The 18,087-nt window shown below is 74.2% G+C and carries 19 protein-coding genes; 6 read left to right on the top strand and 13 right to left on the bottom strand.

Annotation, left to right across the window (positions count from 1 at the left end; translation table 11 throughout):
- Positions 1-90: 90 nt before the first annotated feature.
- Positions 91-429, bottom strand: a complete 339-nt coding sequence (locus Q5722_RS08970) for an STAS domain-containing protein (protein ID WP_305027871.1) — start codon at positions 427-429, stop codon at positions 91-93.
- Positions 430-500: 71 nt separating this feature from the next.
- On the opposite strand from Q5722_RS08970, the gene Q5722_RS08965 reads away from it, so the two are divergent.
- Complete coding sequence (locus Q5722_RS08965) at positions 501-2,831, top strand: DEAD/DEAH box helicase (RefSeq protein WP_305028353.1); 2,331 nt, start codon at positions 501-503, stop codon at positions 2,829-2,831.
- Positions 2,832-2,847: 16 nt separating this feature from the next.
- On the opposite strand, the gene Q5722_RS08960 is transcribed toward Q5722_RS08965, so the two are convergent.
- The 7 genes from Q5722_RS08960 to ssd all read right to left on the bottom strand — a co-directional run bounded on the left by Q5722_RS08960 (position 2,848) and on the right by ssd (position 7,609).
- Entirely contained in the window at positions 2,848-3,192 is a 345-nt protein-coding gene (locus tag Q5722_RS08960) for an Rv3654c family TadE-like protein (protein WP_305027870.1), read from the bottom strand.
- Entirely contained in the window at positions 3,185-3,550 is a 366-nt protein-coding gene (locus tag Q5722_RS08955; RefSeq protein WP_305027869.1) for a TadE family type IV pilus minor pilin, read from the bottom strand. Before Q5722_RS08955 ends, Q5722_RS08960 begins: the two co-directional genes overlap by 8 nt.
- The gene (locus Q5722_RS08950) at positions 3,547-3,717 is read right to left on the bottom strand and encodes a DUF4244 domain-containing protein (RefSeq protein WP_305027868.1); all 171 of its coding nucleotides are present in this window, start codon (positions 3,715-3,717) and stop codon (positions 3,547-3,549) included. Before Q5722_RS08950 ends, Q5722_RS08955 begins: the two co-directional genes overlap by 4 nt.
- Before the next feature lie 131 nt (positions 3,718-3,848).
- The gene (locus tag Q5722_RS08945) at positions 3,849-4,583 is read right to left on the bottom strand and encodes a type II secretion system F family protein (protein WP_305027867.1); all 735 of its coding nucleotides are present in this window, start codon (positions 4,581-4,583) and stop codon (positions 3,849-3,851) included.
- Complete coding sequence (locus Q5722_RS08940; RefSeq protein WP_305027866.1) at positions 4,580-5,437, bottom strand: type II secretion system F family protein; 858 nt, start codon at positions 5,435-5,437, stop codon at positions 4,580-4,582. Before Q5722_RS08940 ends, Q5722_RS08945 begins: the two co-directional genes overlap by 4 nt.
- On the bottom strand, positions 5,434-6,579 hold the full coding sequence (locus Q5722_RS08935) for a TadA family conjugal transfer-associated ATPase (protein ID WP_305027865.1): 1,146 nt from the start codon (positions 6,577-6,579) through the stop codon (positions 5,434-5,436). Before Q5722_RS08935 ends, Q5722_RS08940 begins: the two co-directional genes overlap by 4 nt.
- Position 6,580: 1 nt before the next feature.
- Positions 6,581-7,609, bottom strand: coding sequence for a septum site-determining protein Ssd (ssd, locus tag Q5722_RS08930; protein WP_305027864.1), 1,029 nt, complete (start codon positions 7,607-7,609; stop codon positions 6,581-6,583).
- Between the two features lie 173 nt (positions 7,610-7,782).
- On the opposite strand from ssd, the gene Q5722_RS08925 reads away from it, so the two are divergent.
- Positions 7,783-8,586: an HAD family hydrolase gene (locus tag Q5722_RS08925; RefSeq protein ID WP_305027863.1), complete on the top strand. Its 804-nt coding sequence runs from the start codon at positions 7,783-7,785 to the stop codon at positions 8,584-8,586.
- Positions 8,587-8,931: 345 nt separating this feature from the next.
- On the opposite strand, the gene Q5722_RS08920 is transcribed toward Q5722_RS08925, so the two are convergent.
- The gene (locus Q5722_RS08920; RefSeq protein WP_305027862.1) at positions 8,932-9,651 is read right to left on the bottom strand and encodes a Fic family protein; all 720 of its coding nucleotides are present in this window, start codon (positions 9,649-9,651) and stop codon (positions 8,932-8,934) included.
- Between the two features lie 34 nt (positions 9,652-9,685).
- On the opposite strand from Q5722_RS08920, the gene Q5722_RS08915 reads away from it, so the two are divergent.
- The 3 genes from Q5722_RS08915 (at position 9,686) to Q5722_RS08905 (ending at position 13,680) form a co-directional block, all read left to right on the top strand.
- Positions 9,686-10,450 (top strand): class I SAM-dependent methyltransferase, encoded by a 765-nt coding sequence (locus Q5722_RS08915; protein ID WP_305027861.1) that lies wholly within the window; start codon positions 9,686-9,688, stop codon positions 10,448-10,450.
- 114 nt (positions 10,451-10,564) lie between these two features.
- The gene (locus Q5722_RS08910) at positions 10,565-11,758 is read left to right on the top strand and encodes a GAF domain-containing protein (RefSeq protein WP_305027860.1); all 1,194 of its coding nucleotides are present in this window, start codon (positions 10,565-10,567) and stop codon (positions 11,756-11,758) included.
- A gap of 80 nt (positions 11,759-11,838) precedes the next feature.
- A complete protein-coding gene (locus tag Q5722_RS08905) occupies positions 11,839-13,680 on the top strand; it encodes a flavin-containing monooxygenase (protein WP_305027859.1) in 1,842 nt (613 codons plus the stop codon).
- Between the two features lie 62 nt (positions 13,681-13,742).
- Here Q5722_RS08905 and Q5722_RS08900 read toward each other — a convergent pair whose 3' ends face one another.
- A complete protein-coding gene (locus tag Q5722_RS08900) occupies positions 13,743-14,330 on the bottom strand; it encodes an adenylate kinase (RefSeq protein ID WP_305027858.1) in 588 nt (195 codons plus the stop codon).
- 226 nt (positions 14,331-14,556) lie between these two features.
- Here Q5722_RS08900 and Q5722_RS08895 point away from each other — a divergent pair, with 226 nt between their 5' ends.
- On the top strand, positions 14,557-15,150 hold the full coding sequence (locus Q5722_RS08895) for a GPR1/FUN34/YaaH family transporter (protein WP_305027857.1): 594 nt from the start codon (positions 14,557-14,559) through the stop codon (positions 15,148-15,150).
- Here Q5722_RS08895 and mftF read toward each other — a convergent pair.
- The 3 genes from mftF to mftE are packed head-to-tail and all read right to left on the bottom strand — an operon-like array spanning position 15,062 to position 18,086.
- Positions 15,062-16,591: a mycofactocin biosynthesis glycosyltransferase MftF gene (gene mftF / locus Q5722_RS08890; RefSeq protein ID WP_305027856.1), complete on the bottom strand. Its 1,530-nt coding sequence runs from the start codon at positions 16,589-16,591 to the stop codon at positions 15,062-15,064. The genes Q5722_RS08895 and mftF overlap by 89 nt on opposite strands.
- On the bottom strand, positions 16,588-17,370 hold the full coding sequence (locus Q5722_RS08885) for a mycofactocin-coupled SDR family oxidoreductase (RefSeq protein WP_305027855.1): 783 nt from the start codon (positions 17,368-17,370) through the stop codon (positions 16,588-16,590). Before Q5722_RS08885 ends, mftF begins: the two co-directional genes overlap by 4 nt.
- Positions 17,367-18,086: a mycofactocin biosynthesis peptidyl-dipeptidase MftE gene (gene mftE / locus Q5722_RS08880; RefSeq protein ID WP_305027854.1), complete on the bottom strand. Its 720-nt coding sequence runs from the start codon at positions 18,084-18,086 to the stop codon at positions 17,367-17,369. The genes Q5722_RS08885 and mftE overlap by 4 nt, the downstream gene beginning before the upstream one ends.
- Position 18,087 lies beyond the last annotated feature (1 nt).

Genomic DNA, 18,087 nt, shown 5'->3' with positions numbered 1-18,087 from the left:
CACCTCTGTGATTCCGGGGCCCCCGTTTGCCGTTTCAGAGTGGCACGGGATCAGCGACCCGGGAAGAGGTCCGAACGAGGATCCTCGTCGTCAGGCAGCAGCGACAGCCGCGTCGACGTCGTCGTGGATGACGAAGACCTTCGCCAGGCCCGTGATCCGGAAGATCTTGAGCAGGCGCTCCTGCGTGCACACGAGCTGCAGCGAGCCGTTGTGGGCGCGGACCTTCTTCAGCCCGCCGACGAGCACACCCAGGCCGGTGGAGTCGAGGAACTCGACACCCTCGAGGTCGACCACGATGCGGTAGGTGCCGGAGGCGACCAGGTCGGTGATCCGGTCGCGCAGGCGGGGTGCCGTGTAGACGTCGATCTCGCCCTTCACGGCGACGACCGACACGCCCTCGTGATCACGAGCAGAGAGGTCCAGGTCCACGCGCGTAATCAAACCATGCAGCCGCCGCTGGTGATCCCCGAAAGTACTGGGAAACTTTCGGGGTGACGTCGATGCGGGGTGAGCGAGCGGGCGGCCCGTCCGTGGACGTGGCCTCGCTCCTGGACCGGCTCACGACCCCCGCTCGCGCGGACCGGCTCGCGCACGTGGAGGTGCTGCCCCCGCGCGACGGCGTCCCGGCCCCGTGGCCGGCGTGGGCACATGCCGACGTGGTCGCCGGGTTCACACGGCGGGGCGTCGTGGCTCCGTGGAGCCACCAGGCCACGGCCGCTTCCGCCGCCCGGTCGGGACGTCACGTCGTGCTCGCGACCGGCACGGCCTCGGGCAAGTCACTCGCCTACCAGCTGCCTGCCCTCACCGCGATCCTCGAGGACCGCGGGCCCCAGGGGCGACGAGGGGCGACCGCGCTGTACCTCGCCCCGACCAAGGCGCTCGCCCAGGACCAGCTCGCCTCGGTCCTCGACCTCGGCACGGGGGTCTGGGCGACGACGCACGATGGCGACAGCTCGCGCGAACAGCGCGACTGGGCCCGTGACCGGGGCGAGCTGCTGCTCACCAACCCGGACATGCTGCACCACTCCCTGCTGCCGGGCCACGAGCGCTGGGCCCGCTTCTTCCGCGGCCTGCGATACGTCGTCATCGACGAGTGCCACCACTACCGCGGCGTCTTCGGCGCCCACGTCTCGCACGTCCTGCGCCGCCTGCGCCGGATCTGCGCGCTGTACGGGTCGTCGCCGACCTTCGTGCTCGCCAGCGCGACCGTCGCCGACCCTGAGGCGCTCGCCCTCCGGCTCACCGGCGTCGAGGCGCTTGCCGTGACCGACGACGGCTCGCCCCGGGGACGGGTCACGCTCGGCCTGTGGGAACCGCCCTTCACCTCGTACGAAGGCGAGAACGGCGCACCCGTGCGGCGCGCGGCCAGCTCCGAGTGCGCCGACCTGCTCACGGACCTGGTCGTCGAGGGAGTCCGCACGCTCGCCTTCATCCGGTCCCGGCGCGGGGCCGAGCAGGTCGCGCGGACGACGGCGGACCACCTGGCGGAGGTGGACCCGTCCCTGCCACACCGGGTGGCGGCGTACCGCGGGGGCTACCTGCCAGAGGAACGTCGCGAGATCGAGGCGGCGCTGCGCCGCGGCGACCTGCTCGGGCTCGCCGCGACCAACGCGCTCGAGCTCGGCATCGACGTGAGCGGCCTCGACGCCGTGCTGCTGGCCGGCTTCCCGGGCACGCGGGCAGCACTGTGGCAGCAGGTAGGACGGGCCGGACGAGGCGGGGGCGACGCGCTCGCCGTGCTCGTCGCTCGTGACGACCCCCTCGACACCTATCTGGTGCAGCACCCCGAGGCGCTGCTCGGCCGTCCCGTCGAGGCGAGCGTCTTCGACCCGTCGAACCCGTACGTCCTCGGACCCCACCTGTGCGCAGCCGCCGAGGAACAGCCGCTGACGCTGCGGGACCTCCCGCTCTTCGGGCCGACCGCGCGCGAAGCCGTCGACGCGCTGACGGATGCGGGCATGCTCAGGCGGCGCGAGGCCGGCTGGTTCTGGACCGACCACCGCCGCGCGTCGGACCTGGCCGACCTCCGGTCGTCCGGTGGATCGCCGGTGCAGCTGGTCGAGGCCTCGAGCGGCCGGGTGGTGGGCACGGTCGACGCAGGCTCGGCCCACGGCACGGCCCACCCGGGTGCGGTCTACGTGCACCGCGGCGAGACCTGGCTGGTCGAGCAGCTCGACCTCGAGGGGCACGTGGCGTTCATGGAGCGGGCAGATCCGGACTACTCCACCAGCGCGCGCGAGATCACCGACATCCGGATCCTCGCCGAGCGCGAGCACGTGATGTGGGGAGACTGCCGGCTCACCTTCGGCTCCGTGGCCGTGTCGCACCAGGTCGTCTCGTACCTCCGCCGCCGCCAGCCCTCCGGCGAGGTCATCGGCGAGGAGCCGCTCGACCTGCCGGCCCGGAGCCTGCACACGGGATCGGTGTGGTGGACCGTGCCGCAGCACGTGTGGGAGGGAGCCGGGCTCGAGCCGGGCGACCTTCCCGGGGCAGCCCACGCCGCCGAGCACGCCTCCATCGGCCTCCTGCCACTCTTCGCGACCTGCGACCGGTGGGACATCGGCGGTGTCTCGACGTCCCTCCACCCCGACACCGGGATGCTGACCGTCTTCGTGCACGACGGCCACCCGGGCGGCGCAGGCTTCTCCGAGCGGGGCTATGCCGTCGCACGGGACTGGCTCACCGCCACCCGCGACGCGATCGTCGCGTGTGCCTGCCTCGAGGGGTGCCCCTCGTGCGTGCAGTCCCCGAAGTGCGGCAACCAGAACAACCCGCTCGACAAGCAGGGCGCCGTGACGCTCCTCGACGCCCTGCTCGCACGCGCCATCTGACCAGTGCGGGAACGCCTCACGACGGCCCAGCCCGGGCCCGGCCCGTGACGTGGTCGAGGCCCGGAACGGGGTGCGCGAGCGCCACCGATGTCGTCACCTGTACGTCATCGCCGACGGCGGTGCACCCACCGAGCACGGCGCCGTTGGCCTCAGCCACGTCGGCCGCTGCCGCACACGCGTCCCCTCCCCGCTCCCGTGTCGTCGCAGCCGCCAGAGCAGCCAGGTCGGCGGCCGCCTGGGCAGTCCGGTGCGCGATCGCCGCAGCCAGCACGGTCGCCCCCGCGAGCGCGACGACGAGCAGCACGCCGACCAGAGCGACCACTGCAGCGGTCGCCGCGCCCCGCTCCGGTCGCTCATCCATCGCGCGCCCCCTCGAGCAGGGCCTCTGCCGTCGCATGCACATGGGCAGCTGCGAGATGCCCGAGCAGGTTGCCCGGAGGGCGGACGACGGCCTCCACCGTCACCCGGACCGTCGTCGAGCCTGACGCGACGTGCACAGACGCCCCCGGCGCAGCGACACGCGCTGCACTGCTCGCCTCCGCCGCCGGGTCACCCCGTGCGACAGCGCGAGCCGCCTCCCGCGCTGCGTCGGTGACGCGCATCTGCGCCACGGCGAGACCGAGCATCCACACGAGCGCCAGGGTCACCGCCGCCAGGACCGGGAGGACGAGCGCCGCCTCGGCGGTGACGGCGCCGCGCTCCCCCGCCGACCGCCTCACCCGATGCCCAGCAGGCCGAGCACGTGGTCGAACAGCATCCGCAGCAGCCGGTCACCGAACCCGCCCGTCACCAGCTGGTAGAGCACGCCCGCCAGACCGGCTCCGGCAGCCGTGCCGACTGCGTACTCCGCCGTGGTGATGCCCTGCTCGTCATGCCTGGTCGTCATCTCGTCTCCTCGCGTCCGGGACGCCGTTCGTCCCTCTGCCACCACGGTCGCCGCAGCCGCGGATCGCTGCCTTCGGGCCACGGAAGCCCGTGCACAGGGCATGTGGGCGATGACCTGTGGAGGGAAAGGGGTCACCACTGGAGAGACGAGAGCGCACCCGCGACCACCGGCACGATCCCGAGCAGGAGGAACGACGGCAGCAGACACAGACCCAGCGGGACTGCTGCCCGGATGCCGACCGTACGGGCACGGTCCTCCACCCCTGCCCGCTCCTCCGCTGCCAGGCGGGTCGCCAGCCGCTCGACGACGTCGGCGACACGCGCACCGCTCTCCGATGCACGCTGGAGGGCCCGCCCCAGCGGCTCGAGTCCGGGCGTCGTGGCGAGCTCGGCCCACACCTCGTCCGTGGCCACGCCGACCCCGAGCGACGAACAGGCCCGCGCGAGTGGCGCCGACGCCGGACCGGGTAGCGCGGCTGCCACGACCGCGAGCGCGGAGGGCACAGACTGGCCGCCGGCGAGGACCACCGCCAGCAGGCGTGTGACGTACGGCAGACCCCGCCGAGCGGCTTCGCGCTCGTGGCGTGCTGCCGGCGACTCCACGGTCGTGCAGGCGACCCACACGACGATGGCTGCGCCCACCGCGACGACGACGCCCCAGGTGCCGCCGAGGACGGTGACGCCGAGCGAACCGGCGAGCAGGGCGAACAGCGCGCGCCATCGCCGGAGGAGGCCCTGGTCGAGACCACCACGGGCCCGTCCTGGATCGGACTCCACCCGGGGCAGGTGCCGAGGCGCTCGACGCGCCGTGGCGAGGAGGGCTGCTGCGGCTGCAGCGACGGCCGCCAGCACCGGCCAGCCCGTCATCCTCCGGCTCCGCTGCCACCACGGCCGGGGAGCATCCAGACCGCGTCACGCTCCACCGCGCCGGCGATCGCCTCGATCCAGGCCACTCCCGCGAATCCGAGCACGAGACCCGCCGTCGCGCAGAGCAGCCCGGCGGGCGTGCCGAGGAGGAATCCGACAGGGTCCCCCGCTCCCGAACCGACGGCCAGCGTCAGCACGGGGAGGGCCGCCATCAGGCGCGCCGTCGCCCGCGCCGAGGCGAGCTCGGAGGCGACCAGCCTGCGGGTCCGCTGCTGCTCGCGCAGCCCGTCTGCCACGGCCGTGAGTGCATCCGCGAGGCCAGCACCGCTCTGCTCTGCGACCTGCCACGCAGCGGCCACCACGTGGAGATCCGCTGCTCCCGGTCTCCGCGCGAGCTCGCGCCAGGCCTCGGGAACAGCACCACCGAGGGCGTGCGCCGTCGCCGGACCGCCCAGGACCGGCCACCGGCTGGCAGCACGTCGCAGGGCGAGCGCCGGAGCAGCCCCCGCCTCGAGGTCGCCCGCGAGCTCTTCGCAGAGCTCGAGGACCTCGCTTCCGCGGCGGGCCATCTCGCGCCGTCGCACCGCCCCGCGGCGCAGCCAGGCGCCACCCACGACGACCGCGGCACACAGCAGCACAGGCCCGAGCGCGAGGACGCCGGCACCGTCGCCGTGCCCGCGGGTGCCCGGCCAGCCGACGAGGAGCACGCCTGCGCCGAGGAGCGCCGTGACGCCTCGGGCACCACGCCCGCTCGGGAGCCGGAGCCCGGCTGCGGAGGCCGGCCAGGCCAGGGCGACGGCGGAGCCGGCCGCGACGACGCCGACCACCAGCGGACCACTGGTCGCGCCGGTCATCGCAGTCGCTCCGCGAGCGCCTCGGCGGCCGGGCCCTCGTGCGCCGCGCCCGTGGAGTCGAAACGGACGGCGGTCTCCATCCGCACCAGACCGGCTCCGTCCCGCACGGGTACGCCGACCTCGGCCAGCCGGCGGTGCGGTGCCCGCGTGAGGTGCAGGACCGCTCCGACGGCCGCGGCGAGCTGGCTGTGGGCGGCCTCCCGCCCGAGACCGGCGGCGAGGGCCAGCGCCTCGATGCGAGCAGGCACGTCGGCCACCGAGTTGGCATGGAGCGTGCCGCACCCGCCCTCATGGCCGGTGTTGAGGGCGGCGAGCAGGTCGACGACCTCGCCGCCCCGTACCTCCCCCACGACGAGCCGGTCGGGACGCATGCGCAGCGCCTGCCGGACGAGGGCACGCAGCGGCACCGCGCCGGCCCCCTCGAGGTTGGCCGGTCGTGCCTCCAGCGCGACGACGTGCGGGTGCTCCGGGCGCAGCTCGGCCGAGTCCTCGGCGACGACGATGCGCTCCGCGGGGTCGACCGCCGCGAGCAGGGCGCCCAGCAGCGTGGTCTTGCCCGTGCCGGTGCCACCGGTCACGAGGAACGCCACCCGCGCCGCCAGCAGGCGCCGCACGAGCACGAGTCCCGCCGGGCTGAGCGCTCCGCGGGCAGCGAGGTCGTCGAGGCCCAGGCCCAGGCCGTGCGGCACGCGCAGCGACACCAGCGTGCCGGGCCGGGCGACCGGGGCGAGCACCGCGTGGCAGCGGACGCCGTCGGGCAGCCGTACGTCGACCGTCGGTGAGGCGTCGTCGAGCCGTCGGCCACCCGCCGCCGCCAGGCGCTGTGCGAACCGCCGCACGGCCGCCTCGTCGGTGAAGCCGACCGACGGGTCCGCGCGCTCGAGCCCGGCCCCGCGGTCGACCCAGACGTCCCTCGGTCCGTTGACGAGGACGTCGGTGACCCCGGGCAGGCGCAGGAGCGGCTCGAGCGGGCCCACGCCCACCGACTCCGCGCGCAGCGCCTCGTGGACGGCGAGCACCGTTGCGTCACCCACGGGGCGCCCCGCCGCGCGCAGCGCCGCCGCGACGGCGTGGGGCGTGACCGCGAGCCCGCCCCGGGCGAGGTGGGACCGGACCTCGTCGACCAGCTCGACCGCGACCACGTCAGCCCGCCGCGCACCAGTCGAGGGCCTGGCGGGCCGCACGTGCGAGCACGCTCCGGTGGGTCCAGACGGGGCCACGACCCAGGTCGACGGCCTCCTCGAGGCCGCGCTGGTCACCCATCGTGGCCACCACGGGCGCGCCGACGACCTGGGCGACGGCGCGCGGCTCCGCACGCCCGCGCACGACGATCCCGACACGTCCGCCCGCTTCGAGGGCAGCGACCACGCGCGCTGCTGCGGCCAGCCCGGGCAGACTCGGCCGGGCGACGACGAGCACCGCGTCGACGCGCGCCGCGACCTCCGCGGTCAGCACCCCTGCGCGCGGCAGGTCGGCCACCACGACGTGATGTCCTCGGGCCGCGGCCGCGAGCGCTTCACGCACGGCGAAGGCCTGCGGGGCAGAGCGCTCCCCCGCCGCCCAGGTCAGCACCCCGAGGCCGGCCCGTCGCGGCAGGGCGTCACGCAGCGACTGCGACCCGAGGCGCCCCGTGGTCTGCTCGAGCGCGCTCCATCGGGCGCCGTCGAGACGGTCGAAGCCGAGCACCCGGTCTGCCCCCGGTCCCACCGGGTCGACGTCGAGGAGGCACGCCGGCCCACGGGCTCCGGCGACGAGCCCGACCGCACAGGCGAACGTCGTCGCACCCGCACCGCCCGAGCCCCCGATCACCGCCAGGGTGGTCGACGCGTCGGCCCGACCGTCGACCGCATCGGAGAGCAGGTCGAGGAGCCAGGCACCGGATGCGGGGAGCTCGACGACCTGCGACGCGCCGAGCTCGACGGCGTGACGGAACGCCTGGTCGGGGACGCCGGCACCACCGACCACGTGCACTCCCGCGCGGCGCGTGGGAGTGAAGCGCGCCAGCTCCTCCGCCACGTCGACCCCCACCAGCACCAGGGAGGCGCTCCGCCAGGACCGCAGGGCGGCGCCCGGGTCGGCGGCGACCTCGGGTGCGACCCCGGCGGCCGCCGCCAACCGGAGCAGCTCGTCGGTCAGCAACGGGTCACGGGTGACGATCAGGGGCATCTCCATGGCCCGAGGCTCGGGCACCGGACCGGGTGGTGCGGGAGCTTCGCCCGGGGCTGGGGAGGGGGCGCCCCCCGCGCCACCTGTGGACGGACAGCGGGCCGGTTCCGGGGCCAGCAGGTCCTCGCCGGCGAGCAAAACTCCCCACGGCCCTCAGCCCGGCACCTAGACTCGGTGACATGTCCGCCACGGGGCGCCGCCAGGCCGCCTTCTTCGACCTCGACAAGACGATCCTCGCCAAGTCGAGCGCCCTGGCCTTCAACCGCAAGTTCCAGGCGGGCGGCCTGATCTCCCGGCGCGTCATGCTCCGTGGCGCCTACGCCCAGTTCATGTACGTCGTCGGCGGCGCGGACCACGACCAGATGGAGAAGCTGCGGGCGTTCATGTCCGAGCTGGTGAAGGGCTGGCAGGTGTCGACGGTCAACGACATCGTCGCCGAGACCCTCCACAACATCGTCGACCCGATGGTCTACGACGAGGCGGTCTCCCTCATCGAGGAGCACCACGCCGCGGGCCGTGACGTCATCATCGTCTCCACCTCCGGTGTCGAGATGGTCGGCCCGATCGGCGCGATGCTCGGTGCCGACGACGTGGTGGCGACGCGTCTGGCCGTGGAGGACGGCAAGTACACCGGCGAGATCGAGTACTACGCCTACGCCGAGACGAAGGCCGAGGCGATCCGCGAGCTCGCAGAACAGCGCGGCTACGACCTCGCGCAGTGCTACGCCTACAGCGACTCGATCACCGACGCTCCCATGCTCAGTGCGGTCGGACACGGCTACGCCGTCAACCCCGACAAGGAGCTCCGCAAGCTCGCCGTCAAGGAGGGCTGGCCGATCCTCGTCTTCACCAAGCCGGTCGCACTCCAGCGCCGCATGAACCTCCCGCCGGCCAAGCCGACCCTCGCCGCCCTCGCGGTCGGCGGGGCCGTCGCCGTGGGTGGCGCGATCGTCCTCAGTCACCGCCGCCACCGCACCGTCTGACGCTGCGGCCCCACCCCGGCGCGTACGCCGCTGCTGCCGCGACGCCCCGGGAAAGGGCAGCGGCTGGAAGTCGCTTCTCGCGGGGCGCGAGCATGCGCCCGCACCGGCGAAAGATCAAGCCTTGAAGTGCCCCGTTTTGCGGCGTACACATGGAGGCACGAGAACTTCACAGCAGCACGTGAGCCTGGTACCCACGCGGCGATTCACCCTTCTTAACAGGGCGCTGACCGAGCGGACGATGATCCGAGGCAGCAATTGAGAGTGCACGCTTGGTAACCACAGCGCATCACGTGTCAGCGGCGGCACCGGAACTCTTCGAGCACCGGTGCCGCTCGCATGTGCGGGCTACTTCGCCTTGACCGGCGAGGCCTCGGCTCCCTTGGCGTAGGCCTCGGCGGCGTACAGCAGCCAGGCGTGCACACCGGAGACGCCGGAGGCCTGGGCGTAGGCGCGGAGGTTCGACTCGTACTCGGGCCGGAAGAAGCGGTGGCCCTCCTCGGGGACCAGCAGTGACTTCTCGTCGACGCCGCGGGCGACGAGGACGAGGCGCTCCGCGGCACGCGCCACGATGCCGTTGTGCGAGGCGAACGGTGTCGCCGTGGCCAGGTCGGCGTGCACGATCGCCGCGACGAGCATCGCCGGAGCCGTGGTCGGAGCGAGGAGGCGCGCGGACAGCGTCTGCAGGCCGGCAGCCGCCTCGGCCGAGCGCGGGCGACCGAGCTCCTCCGAGGGCACCGAGCCGAGGCCGGCGAGCGCGTGGATCCGGGCGAACGCCTGGAGCGGCGACCGCTTCAGAACCGGCACCAGGGAGAGCAGCTCGGCGGAGACCCGCACCGCCGCGGCGGAGATCTCGTCGCCCTCCCCCGCACGGACCTGGTCCATCGTCGCCGACGAGCCCTCGAGCACCGCCGAGGCCCAGGCACCGCGCAGCAGCGACTCGCCGGTGAGCTCCGGAGAGGTCTTGCGGAGACCGCGGTCGCGCAGCAGCGCGTCGACCCCGTCGCGACTCGACGCAAAGGCGGACGGAACGCCCTCGAGGCTGGCCAGCGAGGCAAGTGGATCCACGGTCACAACGGCAGAGCCTAGTAACCTCGGCCGGGTGAGCGAGACGTACCCCGTGGCCGCCGTTGCCTGGCTGGTCGGCACCGACCAGCGGTCCGTGCTCGAGATCGGTGCCGGTGACGGCGCCCTCACCGCACAGCTGGTGGCGCTCGGCCACGACGTCCACGCCACCGACTCCTCGGCGGCCGCGGTGGAGCGGCTCGCGGAGCTGCATCCCGGCGTACGCACGTCCGCAGCGACAGCCGAGCGGTTGCCCAACGTCGACGCCTCCGTCGACGTCGTCGTCGCCCGCAACTTCCACACGTACGACGAGGAGGCGGCGCTCGCGGAGTTCTCCCGCGTGCTGCGCCCCGGCGGCCACGTCGCGGTGATCGTCGAGACGCTCGACACGAAGATCCCGTGGGTGCGGAAGTTCGCCCGGCTGCTCGGTGAGGAGACGGTCGTGCCGGAGACCCCGGACTCGATCGTGAAGTCGACGCGGTTCGGCTTCGTCGACGCGGACAGCTTCCGGCACTGGACGACCGTCGACCGGGACGGCCTGTGCGCCCTCGCGCTCCTCGACCCGCGCGTCGCCACGATGGACCCCGCGGCGCAGGAGCGGCTGCTCGACGACGTCCGCGCCCTCTACGACGACTACGGCCGTGGCCCCGACGGCATGCAGCTGCCGCAGATCGCGCACTGCTTCCGGGCCGGCGTGATCGAGCACCCGTGGTCGGTGCCGCCCCGCGACGGCGCCGAGGCCGAGGCAGCACCCGTGCGTGAGCCCGACGATGACGACGGCCTGCTGATCGACTTCCGGTGATCCCCGGCGGGCGAGCGCCCGCCGGCGTCCGGGGGTTGCACGGTGTTGCAACGCCGCGACCTGTGGCGCCGGTCACGACGCATGTCTAGTGTCGAGGCAGGAGGTCGCATCCCCGTGAGCCCATTCGACGCCATCCGCCCGGGCACCAACCTGACGCAGCTCGCCCGGGAGCTGGTGCGCGTCCACGACACCGTGATCAGCGGCGGTCGTCCGACGGCCCGCCCCCGCGCCGTGGTCGCCCGCTCGTGGAACCGCGTGCTCAGCGCCGGGCTGGACCCCTCGCACCTCAACCAGCGCGACCCGCTGCCACGCCACGAGGTGCTCCGCCGCCGCAGCGCGTCCCCGCTGCACCTCGTGGTCGACGAGCTCATCCAGGTGGTCTCGGGCATCGCCGACTCCTCGCACTTCCTGCTCGTGGTGACCGACGCCGACGGCGTCGTCCTGTGGCGCGCGGGTGCGACCGGCGTCCAGGCCCAGGCCGACGCGCTGGGGTTCTCCGAGGGCGCTGAGTGGACCGAGCGGCACGTCGGCACCAATGCCATCGGCACCGCCCTCGCCGAGGCGGCTCCCGTGCAGCTCTTCTCGGCCGAGCACTTCGAGCAGGCGCAGCACCCCTGGTACTGCACCGCCGCACCGATCCACGACCCGCGTACGGGCGAGCTGCTCGGTGTCCTCGACCTGAGCGGGCCTGCGCTCACCCTCCACCCCGCCATCGGCGCGCTGGTCGAGACCGCGGTGCGGCTCGCCGAGTCCCAGCTGTGGCGCCACCACGAGGACAAGCTCGCCGCGCTGCGGCGTTCGGCCGAGCACGTGCTGGCCACCGTCACCGGGCCGGTGCTGCTCGTCGACGACCACGGCTGGGTGGCACACCGTGCCGGTGTCGCCGCGGCCGACCGCATCGCAGCACCGCGCGAGGACGTCAGCATCGCGGTGCCCGGGCTCGGTCTCTGCCTGCCCGAGCGGTTCCGCGACGGCTGGCTGATCCGCCCCGCAACCGGGGCGCGGACGCTGCACGGCCACCTCGACGGCGGCACGGACCCGGTCCTCACCCTGCGCGCGGGCGACGACGTCTGGCGCCTGCCGCTGAGCCGGCGCCACGCCCACATCCTGCAGCTCCTGCACGCCGCCGGGCCGACCGGCCTCTCGGCAGCGCAGCTCAGCGGCGCCCTCTTCGGCGACCGCGAGCACCTCGTCACGGTGCGCGCCGAGATCTCCCGCATGCGCCGCCAGCTGGGCGGCGTCGTGGCCACGCGGCCCTACCGGATCGCCGACGACGCGGTGCTCACCGTCGCCGACGTGCGGGGCTGATGCAACGCCGCGCAACGCTGTCGACGACCTCCTCGCCGGGTGTGTGCTCCGTCACAGACCCACTGTGAAGGAGAACCACCATGACCCAGACCCTGGAGCCACGGACCGTTCCGGTCCGGACGGCCGACCCGCAGGCCCGTGCCGACGCCTGGTTCGCCGCGTTCGAGGGGGCGCTGGTCGCCCGCGACACGGCTGCCGCGGCGGCACTCTTCGCCACCACCAGCTACTGGCGCGACCTGGTCGCCTTCAGCTGGAACATCACCACGGTCGAGAACCCCGACGGCGTCGCCCGGCTGCTCGACAGCACGCTCGCGCACACCGCTCCCTCGACCTTCGCCACCAGCGAGGAACCGGCCGAGGCGGACGGCGTCGTGACGGCGTGGTTCACCTTCGAGACGGCCGTCGGCCGGGGCCGCGGCCTGCTGCGCCTGCGCGCCGACGACGACGGCGTGGACCGGGCGTGGACCTTCCTCACCACGCTCTACGAGCTGAAGGGCCACGAGGAGCCCCTCCGCGAACGCCGGCCCGCCGGCGCCGAGCACGGCGCGAACCGGCAGCGCGTGACGTGGCTCGAGAAGCGCCAGGCCGAGGACGCCGCGATGGGCGTCACCGAGCAGCCCTTCGTCCTCGTCATCGGCGGTGGCCAGGGTGGCATCGCGCTCGGCGCGCGGCTGCGGCAGCTCGGCGTACCGGCGCTGGTGATCGACCGCTACGCCCGCCCCGGCGACCAGTGGCGCGGGCGCTACAAGTCGCTCTGCCTGCACGACCCGGTCTGGTACGACCACCTGCCGTACCTGAAGTTCCCCGAGAACTGGCCGGTCTTCGCCCCCAAGGACAAGGTCGCGGACTGGCTGGAGTCCTACACGCGGGTGATGGAGGTGCCCTACTGGTCCTCGACGACGGCCGTGAAGGCCTCCTACGACGAGGCGGCCGGTGAGTGGACCGTCGACATCGACCGCGACGGCCAGCCGATGACGCTGAAGCCGAAGCACCTCGTGCTCGCGACCGGCATGAGCGGCAAGGCCAACGTGCCGGTCTTCCCGGGCCAGGACGTCTTCCGCGGCGAGCAGCACCACTCCTCGCGCCACCCCGGCCCCGACGCGTACGCCGGGAAGAAGTGCGTCGTGATCGGCTCCAACAACTCGGCGTTCGACATCTGCGGGGCGCTGTGGGAGCACGGTGCCGACGTCACCATGGTCCAGCGCAGCTCGACCCACATCGTCAAGAGCGACACCCTCATGGACATCGGGCTGGGCGACCTCTACTCCGAGCGCGCGCTCGCGGCCGGCATGACGACGGAGAAGGCCGACCTGGTCTTCGCCTCGCTCCCCTACCGGATCATGCACGAGTTCCAGATCCCCCTCTACGAGCGGATGAAGGAGCGCGACAAGGAGTTCTACGACCGGATGGAGCGCGCCGGCTTCGACCTCGACTGGGGCGACGACGGCTCGGGCCTCTTCATGAAGTACCTCCGGCGCGGCTCCGGCTACTACATCGACGTGGGCGCGGCCGAGCTGGTCGCGGACGGTGAGGTGAAGCTCGCGCACGGCAACGTCGACCACCTGACGGAGACCTCCGTCGTGCTGGAGGACGGCGCGGAGCTCGAGGCCGACCTCGTCGTCTACGCCACCGGCTACGGCTCGATGAACGGCTGGGCGGCCGACCTGATCAGCCCCGAGGTCGCGGACCGGATCGGCAAGGTCTGGGGCCTCGGCTCGGACACGACCAAGGACCCGGGGCCGTGGGAGGGCGAGCAGCGCAACATGTGGAAGCCGACCCAGCAGCCGAACCTCTGGTTCCACGGCGGCAACCTGCACCAGTCGCGCCACTACTCGCTCTACCTGGCGCTGCAGCTGAAGGCACGGGCGGTGGGCATCGACACCCCCGTGTTCGACCTGGCCCCGGTGCACCACCTGAGCTGACCGGGCCACACCGGCAGGGGCCGGTCGGCGTCACCACGCCGGCCGGCCCCTGCCGCCTGCCGCTAGGCCGGGCTGGCGGCCGTCGAGCGCGCCGCGAGCACGCCGAGGATCCGGTCGGCCACCTCCTCGACGGTGCCGAGGCCGTCCACGGTGTCGAGCAGACCCCGTGCGGCGTACTCCTCGGCCAGCGGAGCGGTCTCCGCGGCGTACACCTCGAGGCGACGGCGGATCACCTCCTCGGTGTCGTCCGCCCGCCCCTGCGCCCGTGCACGCAGCAGGAGGCGCTGGACCAGCTCCTCCGGGTCCGCCGCGAGGAGGACGACGGCGTCCAGGCGCGCGCCGGTCAGGGCGAGGATCCCGTCGAGCTCGGCGACCTGCTGCCGCGTGCGCGGGTAGCCGTCGAGGAGGAAGCCCTGGCCGCAGTCGTCGCGGGCCACCCGGTCGGCCACCATCGCGTTGGTGACCTCGTCGGGGACGTACTCCCCGGCGTCCATGTAGCGCCGGGCCGCGAGGCCGAGGGGCGTGCCCTCGGCGACGTTGGCCCGGAAGATGTCGCCGGTCGAGATGGCCGGGATGCCGAAGCGCTGCGCGACGGCGGTGGCCTGGGTGCCCTTGCCGGCACCGGGCGGGCCCATGAGGAGGAGACGCATGCGGAGGCCTTTCGTGTCAGGGCCGGCGACGCACGCACCGGCCCGCCCGAGGCTAGGAAGCGGCGCGCTGCAGTCACGTTGCGCGGGCAGCCCCGGAGGCCAGGACTCCCCCTCGTGCCGGGCCGGCCCGCCCGATCGGAGAGGGGGAGAGCGCCCCGGTCGCAGGGTGTGGCGGGCAGCGCGGCCTCGGCACAGTGACCGGGACCACATCCCCCTGGAGGTATCCGTGTCCACCGAAACCACCGTCCCCGACGGCAACCCCGCCCTCATCGGCGTCCCGACGTTCCTGGTCGGCTCCGTCGCCCTCGGCCTCGTGCTCACCGGCTTCGTGCCGGCCACCGCCGGCGCGGCGTCGATCCCGATCATCGCCACGGCGACCGCGTTCGGACAGGCCGTCGCGGCCATCTGGGCGACCCGCCTCAACCAGAACGCCGTCGCCGCGATCTTCGGCATCTTCACCGGCTTCTGGTCCAGCTACGCCGCGCTCGTGCTGGGCCTGACGCACGGCTGGTTCGGGATCCTTCCTGCCGACGCCGTGCGCACGCAGGAGCTCTTCCTCGGGTCCTGGCTGGCCGTCGTCGTCCTGCTGACGCTCGCCACCCTGCGGCTCCCGCGGGCCTTCACGGTCCTCTTCACCCTGATCGACCTGGCCCTGCTGCTCGTGCTCCTCGGCACGGCGCAGGCGAGCACCGCCCTGACGCACCTCGGTGGCTACACCGTCTTCGCGTTCGTCACGGTCGGTGCGTACCTGTTCCTCGACGCCATGTCCCAGGCCACCGGCGGCCGCCCTCTCCCCCTCGGCGCCCCGGTCCGCGCCTGAGCGCGAGGAACGACCGGCCCCGAGCCGGCCGGAGCGGGGCTGTGGTGGCGTGCCTCAGGGCACCCCACCACAGCCCTGCGCCATAGGCGAGGTCGTCGAGCCGGCGCAGCACGACGTGCGTCAGCGGGTCGAGGTCGGAGCGCGAACGCCGCCAGTCGACCAGCCCCTCCAGGACCGCGGCTGTCAGCCACGCCCGCCGGGCGCGACGCGACGCCAGGGCGAGCGGGACCATCGCCGGCCACCAGTGCCGGGTCATCGCCGCGCTCGACTGCTGGAGGGACGCCACCAGGCCGTACGGCGCGAGCCGGGCAGCCACCGCCCACGGCCGCGTGCTCTGCTCGAGGGACAGCGCCGTGCGGGCGGTGACCGCACCGACCACGGCAACGGCCAGGCCGGTCGACCAGCGCCGCTGCGCGACCACGGCCAGCGCGACCGCGAGGGTCATCGGACCCAGGACCACCGGTGCGACCGCGTCGCCGTGCCGCATCGCGAGCGGTGCCGCACTCGTGCCGTAGAAGGCCTTCCGCAGGAACCAGCGCCGGGCGTCGACGCGGTGGTCGTGGGCGACGACCGCGTCAGGGACGTAGCGGACCAGCCAGCCGCAGCCGACGGTGCGCCAGACCAGGTCGACGTCCTCGCCGACGTGCATCCGCTCGTCGAACCCGTCCCCGAACGCCGCGACCCGCCCGAGCAGGCAGGCCGACGGGACGTAGGGGACCTTCGCGCCGGGGCGGACCACGGCCGCGAGCGGACCGAGGTCGAGGGAGGAGCGCACCGCCTCGTAGCGGGCGACGACCCCTCCGCGGTCGTGCCCCTGCAGGCCGGCGATGCGCGGTGCGGTGACGCCGACCGCTGGGTCCTCGAGCTGCGCGAGCAGCGGTTCGAGCCAGCCGGGCACGGGGACGACGTCCGAGTCCGCGAAGGCGACGAGGTCCGTGGTCACGGCTCGCAGGCCGGTGTTGCGGGCCGCGGCCGGTCCGCGCGAGGTGTCGTGGCAGAGCAGCGACACGCCGGGGCGGCGGGTCACCTCGATCGTGGCGGCGAGGTCGGCCGAGCCGTCGTCGACGACGATCACGCGCAGCCCTCCCCCCACACCGAGTGCGTCGAGCAGCCGCGCGAGCGCGACCGGCCGGTCCTTCACCGGCACCACGACGGTGACGTCGGCGGCCGTCCACCGTGCGCGGGCCGCTGCGATCTCCGCGAACCCCCGGTCGAGCAGCATCCGCGCGAGGCGCTCGCTGCGCCGGTCCTCCACGGCGAACTCCCCCTCCCCCAGCACTGCGCAGGCGGCCGGCGTGAGGAAGAGCATCCTGGTCGGCGAACCCCCGAAGAGGGCCCGGCCACCCTCGCCGCGCCAGGTCTCCGGCAGCAGGCGCACCCGCGTCCCCGGAGCCAGGGCCCGGTCGCTCCCGGCCGGCAGACGCTCCGCCGTCGCGCTCATGCCGTGAAGCCCCCGTCCACGTGGACGACGCTCCCCGTGATCGCGCCGGCACGGGGCGAGCTGAGCCAGCGCACCGTGTCGGCGATCTCCTCGGGCTCCAGGACCCTCTCCACGAGGTGGCGGGCGGCGAGGGGTTCGACGGCGTCGAGCCCGTACAGGGAGGCGGTGGCGGCGAGCATCGGCGTCCGCGTGCTGCCGGGTGAGACCGCGGTCGCCGTGATGCCGGTGCCGTGCAGGTCGGCGGCGAGCCCGCGGACCAGGCCCACGACGGCGTGCTTGCTCGCGACGTACGCCGCCAGGTGGAGGAGGCCCCGGTGCGCGGCGGCCGAGGCGATCGCGATGAACCTGCCCTGGCGCGGCGCGGGCTGCCTCAGCATCAGCGGAAGGGTCGCGGCGGCGGTGTTCCAGGTGCCCTTCAGGTTCACGTCGAGGAGCATGTCCAGCTCCGCGGAGGGCGCCTCCCACACGGGGCGACCACCGGCGACGGCGCCCGCGGCAGCGACGACGACGTCGAGACGCCCGTGCTCCTCCCGGACCGCGGCGACGACCGCGTCGAGGGCGGCGCGGTCGCGCACATCGACGACGGCGGTGTCGACGTCGCCCGTCCGCTTCAGCGCGGTCAGGGCCTCGTGCGGCGCGGGCTGCGACGCGGCGCCGGGCATCGGGGCACACGCGTCGAGCGCCACGACGTGGAAGCCGTCCTCGGCGAGCGCGGTCACGACGGCCGTGCCGATGCCGCCAGCGGCACCGGTGACCAGCGCGACCGGCGGCGTGGTCACGCCGACACCGGCACCCGCAGGCGCCCCGTGACGTCCGGCCGTCCCTGCAGGACCGCCTCGACCGTGGCATCGACCAGCCCGGCGAGCAGGAGCTCACCTTCCGCGGCCGAGGCCCCTGCGGGGTCGCCGAGCACTCCGTTGGGCGAGACGGCCCGGACGCCGCCCGTGCGCAGCCGGGGCATGAGCACCTCCACCGGCTCCGTCGCACCGGCCTCGGCCCGGTCCTCACGGACGACGGCGGGCGCGATCGCCGCCATCATCGAGGTCTCGGTGCGGCCGGCGTGGGCATCGCCCCAGACGATCTCGCAGGGCACCCAGCCGGCGTCGCGGCCCTCGTGGCGGAGCCGGCCCACCGCGGCAGCCACGGTCGGCGCGTTGCCACCGTGACCGTTGACGACGACGAGGCGGTCGGCCCAGCGCGAGATCGAGCGCCCGAGCTCCAGGAGCACGGAGTGCAGGGCCTCGTGGCCGATGTCCACCGTGCCCGGGAAGTGCTCGTGCTCGCCGCTCGCCCCGTAGGGCAGCGCCGGCGCCGCGACCGCGTGCACCCCTGCGGCACGCAGTCGCTGCACCGCGCGCCCCGCGACGGAGGTGGCGATCGCCGCATCCGTGGCGAACGGCAGGTGCGGCCCGTGCTGCTCGCACGAGCCGGTCGGGAGGACCACGACGTCGACCCGTTCGCCCAGCTCGGGCCAGGTGGCGAGCGCGAGCTCCATC

This window comes from Nocardioides jiangxiensis, assembly GCF_030580915.1.
Taxonomy (GTDB): domain Bacteria; phylum Actinomycetota; class Actinomycetes; order Propionibacteriales; family Nocardioidaceae; genus Nocardioides; species Nocardioides jiangxiensis.
This window is presented reverse-complemented; position numbering and strand designations above follow the sequence as displayed.

Coding starts and splice junctions, on each gene's coding strand:
- Q5722_RS08905 (WP_305027859.1), top strand. CDS start 11,839: ATGACCCAGACCCTGGAGCCACGGACCGTTCCGGTCCGGACGGCCGAC.
- mftF (WP_305027856.1), bottom strand. CDS start 16,591: ATGAGCGCGACGGCGGAGCGTCTGCCGGCCGGGAGCGACCGGGCCCTG.
- Q5722_RS08945 (WP_305027867.1), bottom strand. CDS start 4,583: ATGACGGGCTGGCCGGTGCTGGCGGCCGTCGCTGCAGCCGCAGCAGCC.
- ssd (WP_305027864.1), bottom strand. CDS start 7,609: ATGGAGATGCCCCTGATCGTCACCCGTGACCCGTTGCTGACCGACGAG.
- Q5722_RS08940 (WP_305027866.1), bottom strand. CDS start 5,437: ATGACCGGCGCGACCAGTGGTCCGCTGGTGGTCGGCGTCGTCGCGGCC.
- Q5722_RS08965 (WP_305028353.1), top strand. CDS start 501: ATGCGGGGTGAGCGAGCGGGCGGCCCGTCCGTGGACGTGGCCTCGCTC.
- Q5722_RS08900 (WP_305027858.1), bottom strand. CDS start 14,330: ATGCGTCTCCTCCTCATGGGCCCGCCCGGTGCCGGCAAGGGCACCCAG.
- mftE (WP_305027854.1), bottom strand. CDS start 18,086: ATGGAGCTCGCGCTCGCCACCTGGCCCGAGCTGGGCGAACGGGTCGAC.
- Q5722_RS08950 (WP_305027868.1), bottom strand. CDS start 3,717: ATGACGACCAGGCATGACGAGCAGGGCATCACCACGGCGGAGTACGCA.
- Q5722_RS08925 (WP_305027863.1), top strand. CDS start 7,783: ATGTCCGCCACGGGGCGCCGCCAGGCCGCCTTCTTCGACCTCGACAAG.
- Q5722_RS08960 (WP_305027870.1), bottom strand. CDS start 3,192: ATGGATGAGCGACCGGAGCGGGGCGCGGCGACCGCTGCAGTGGTCGCT.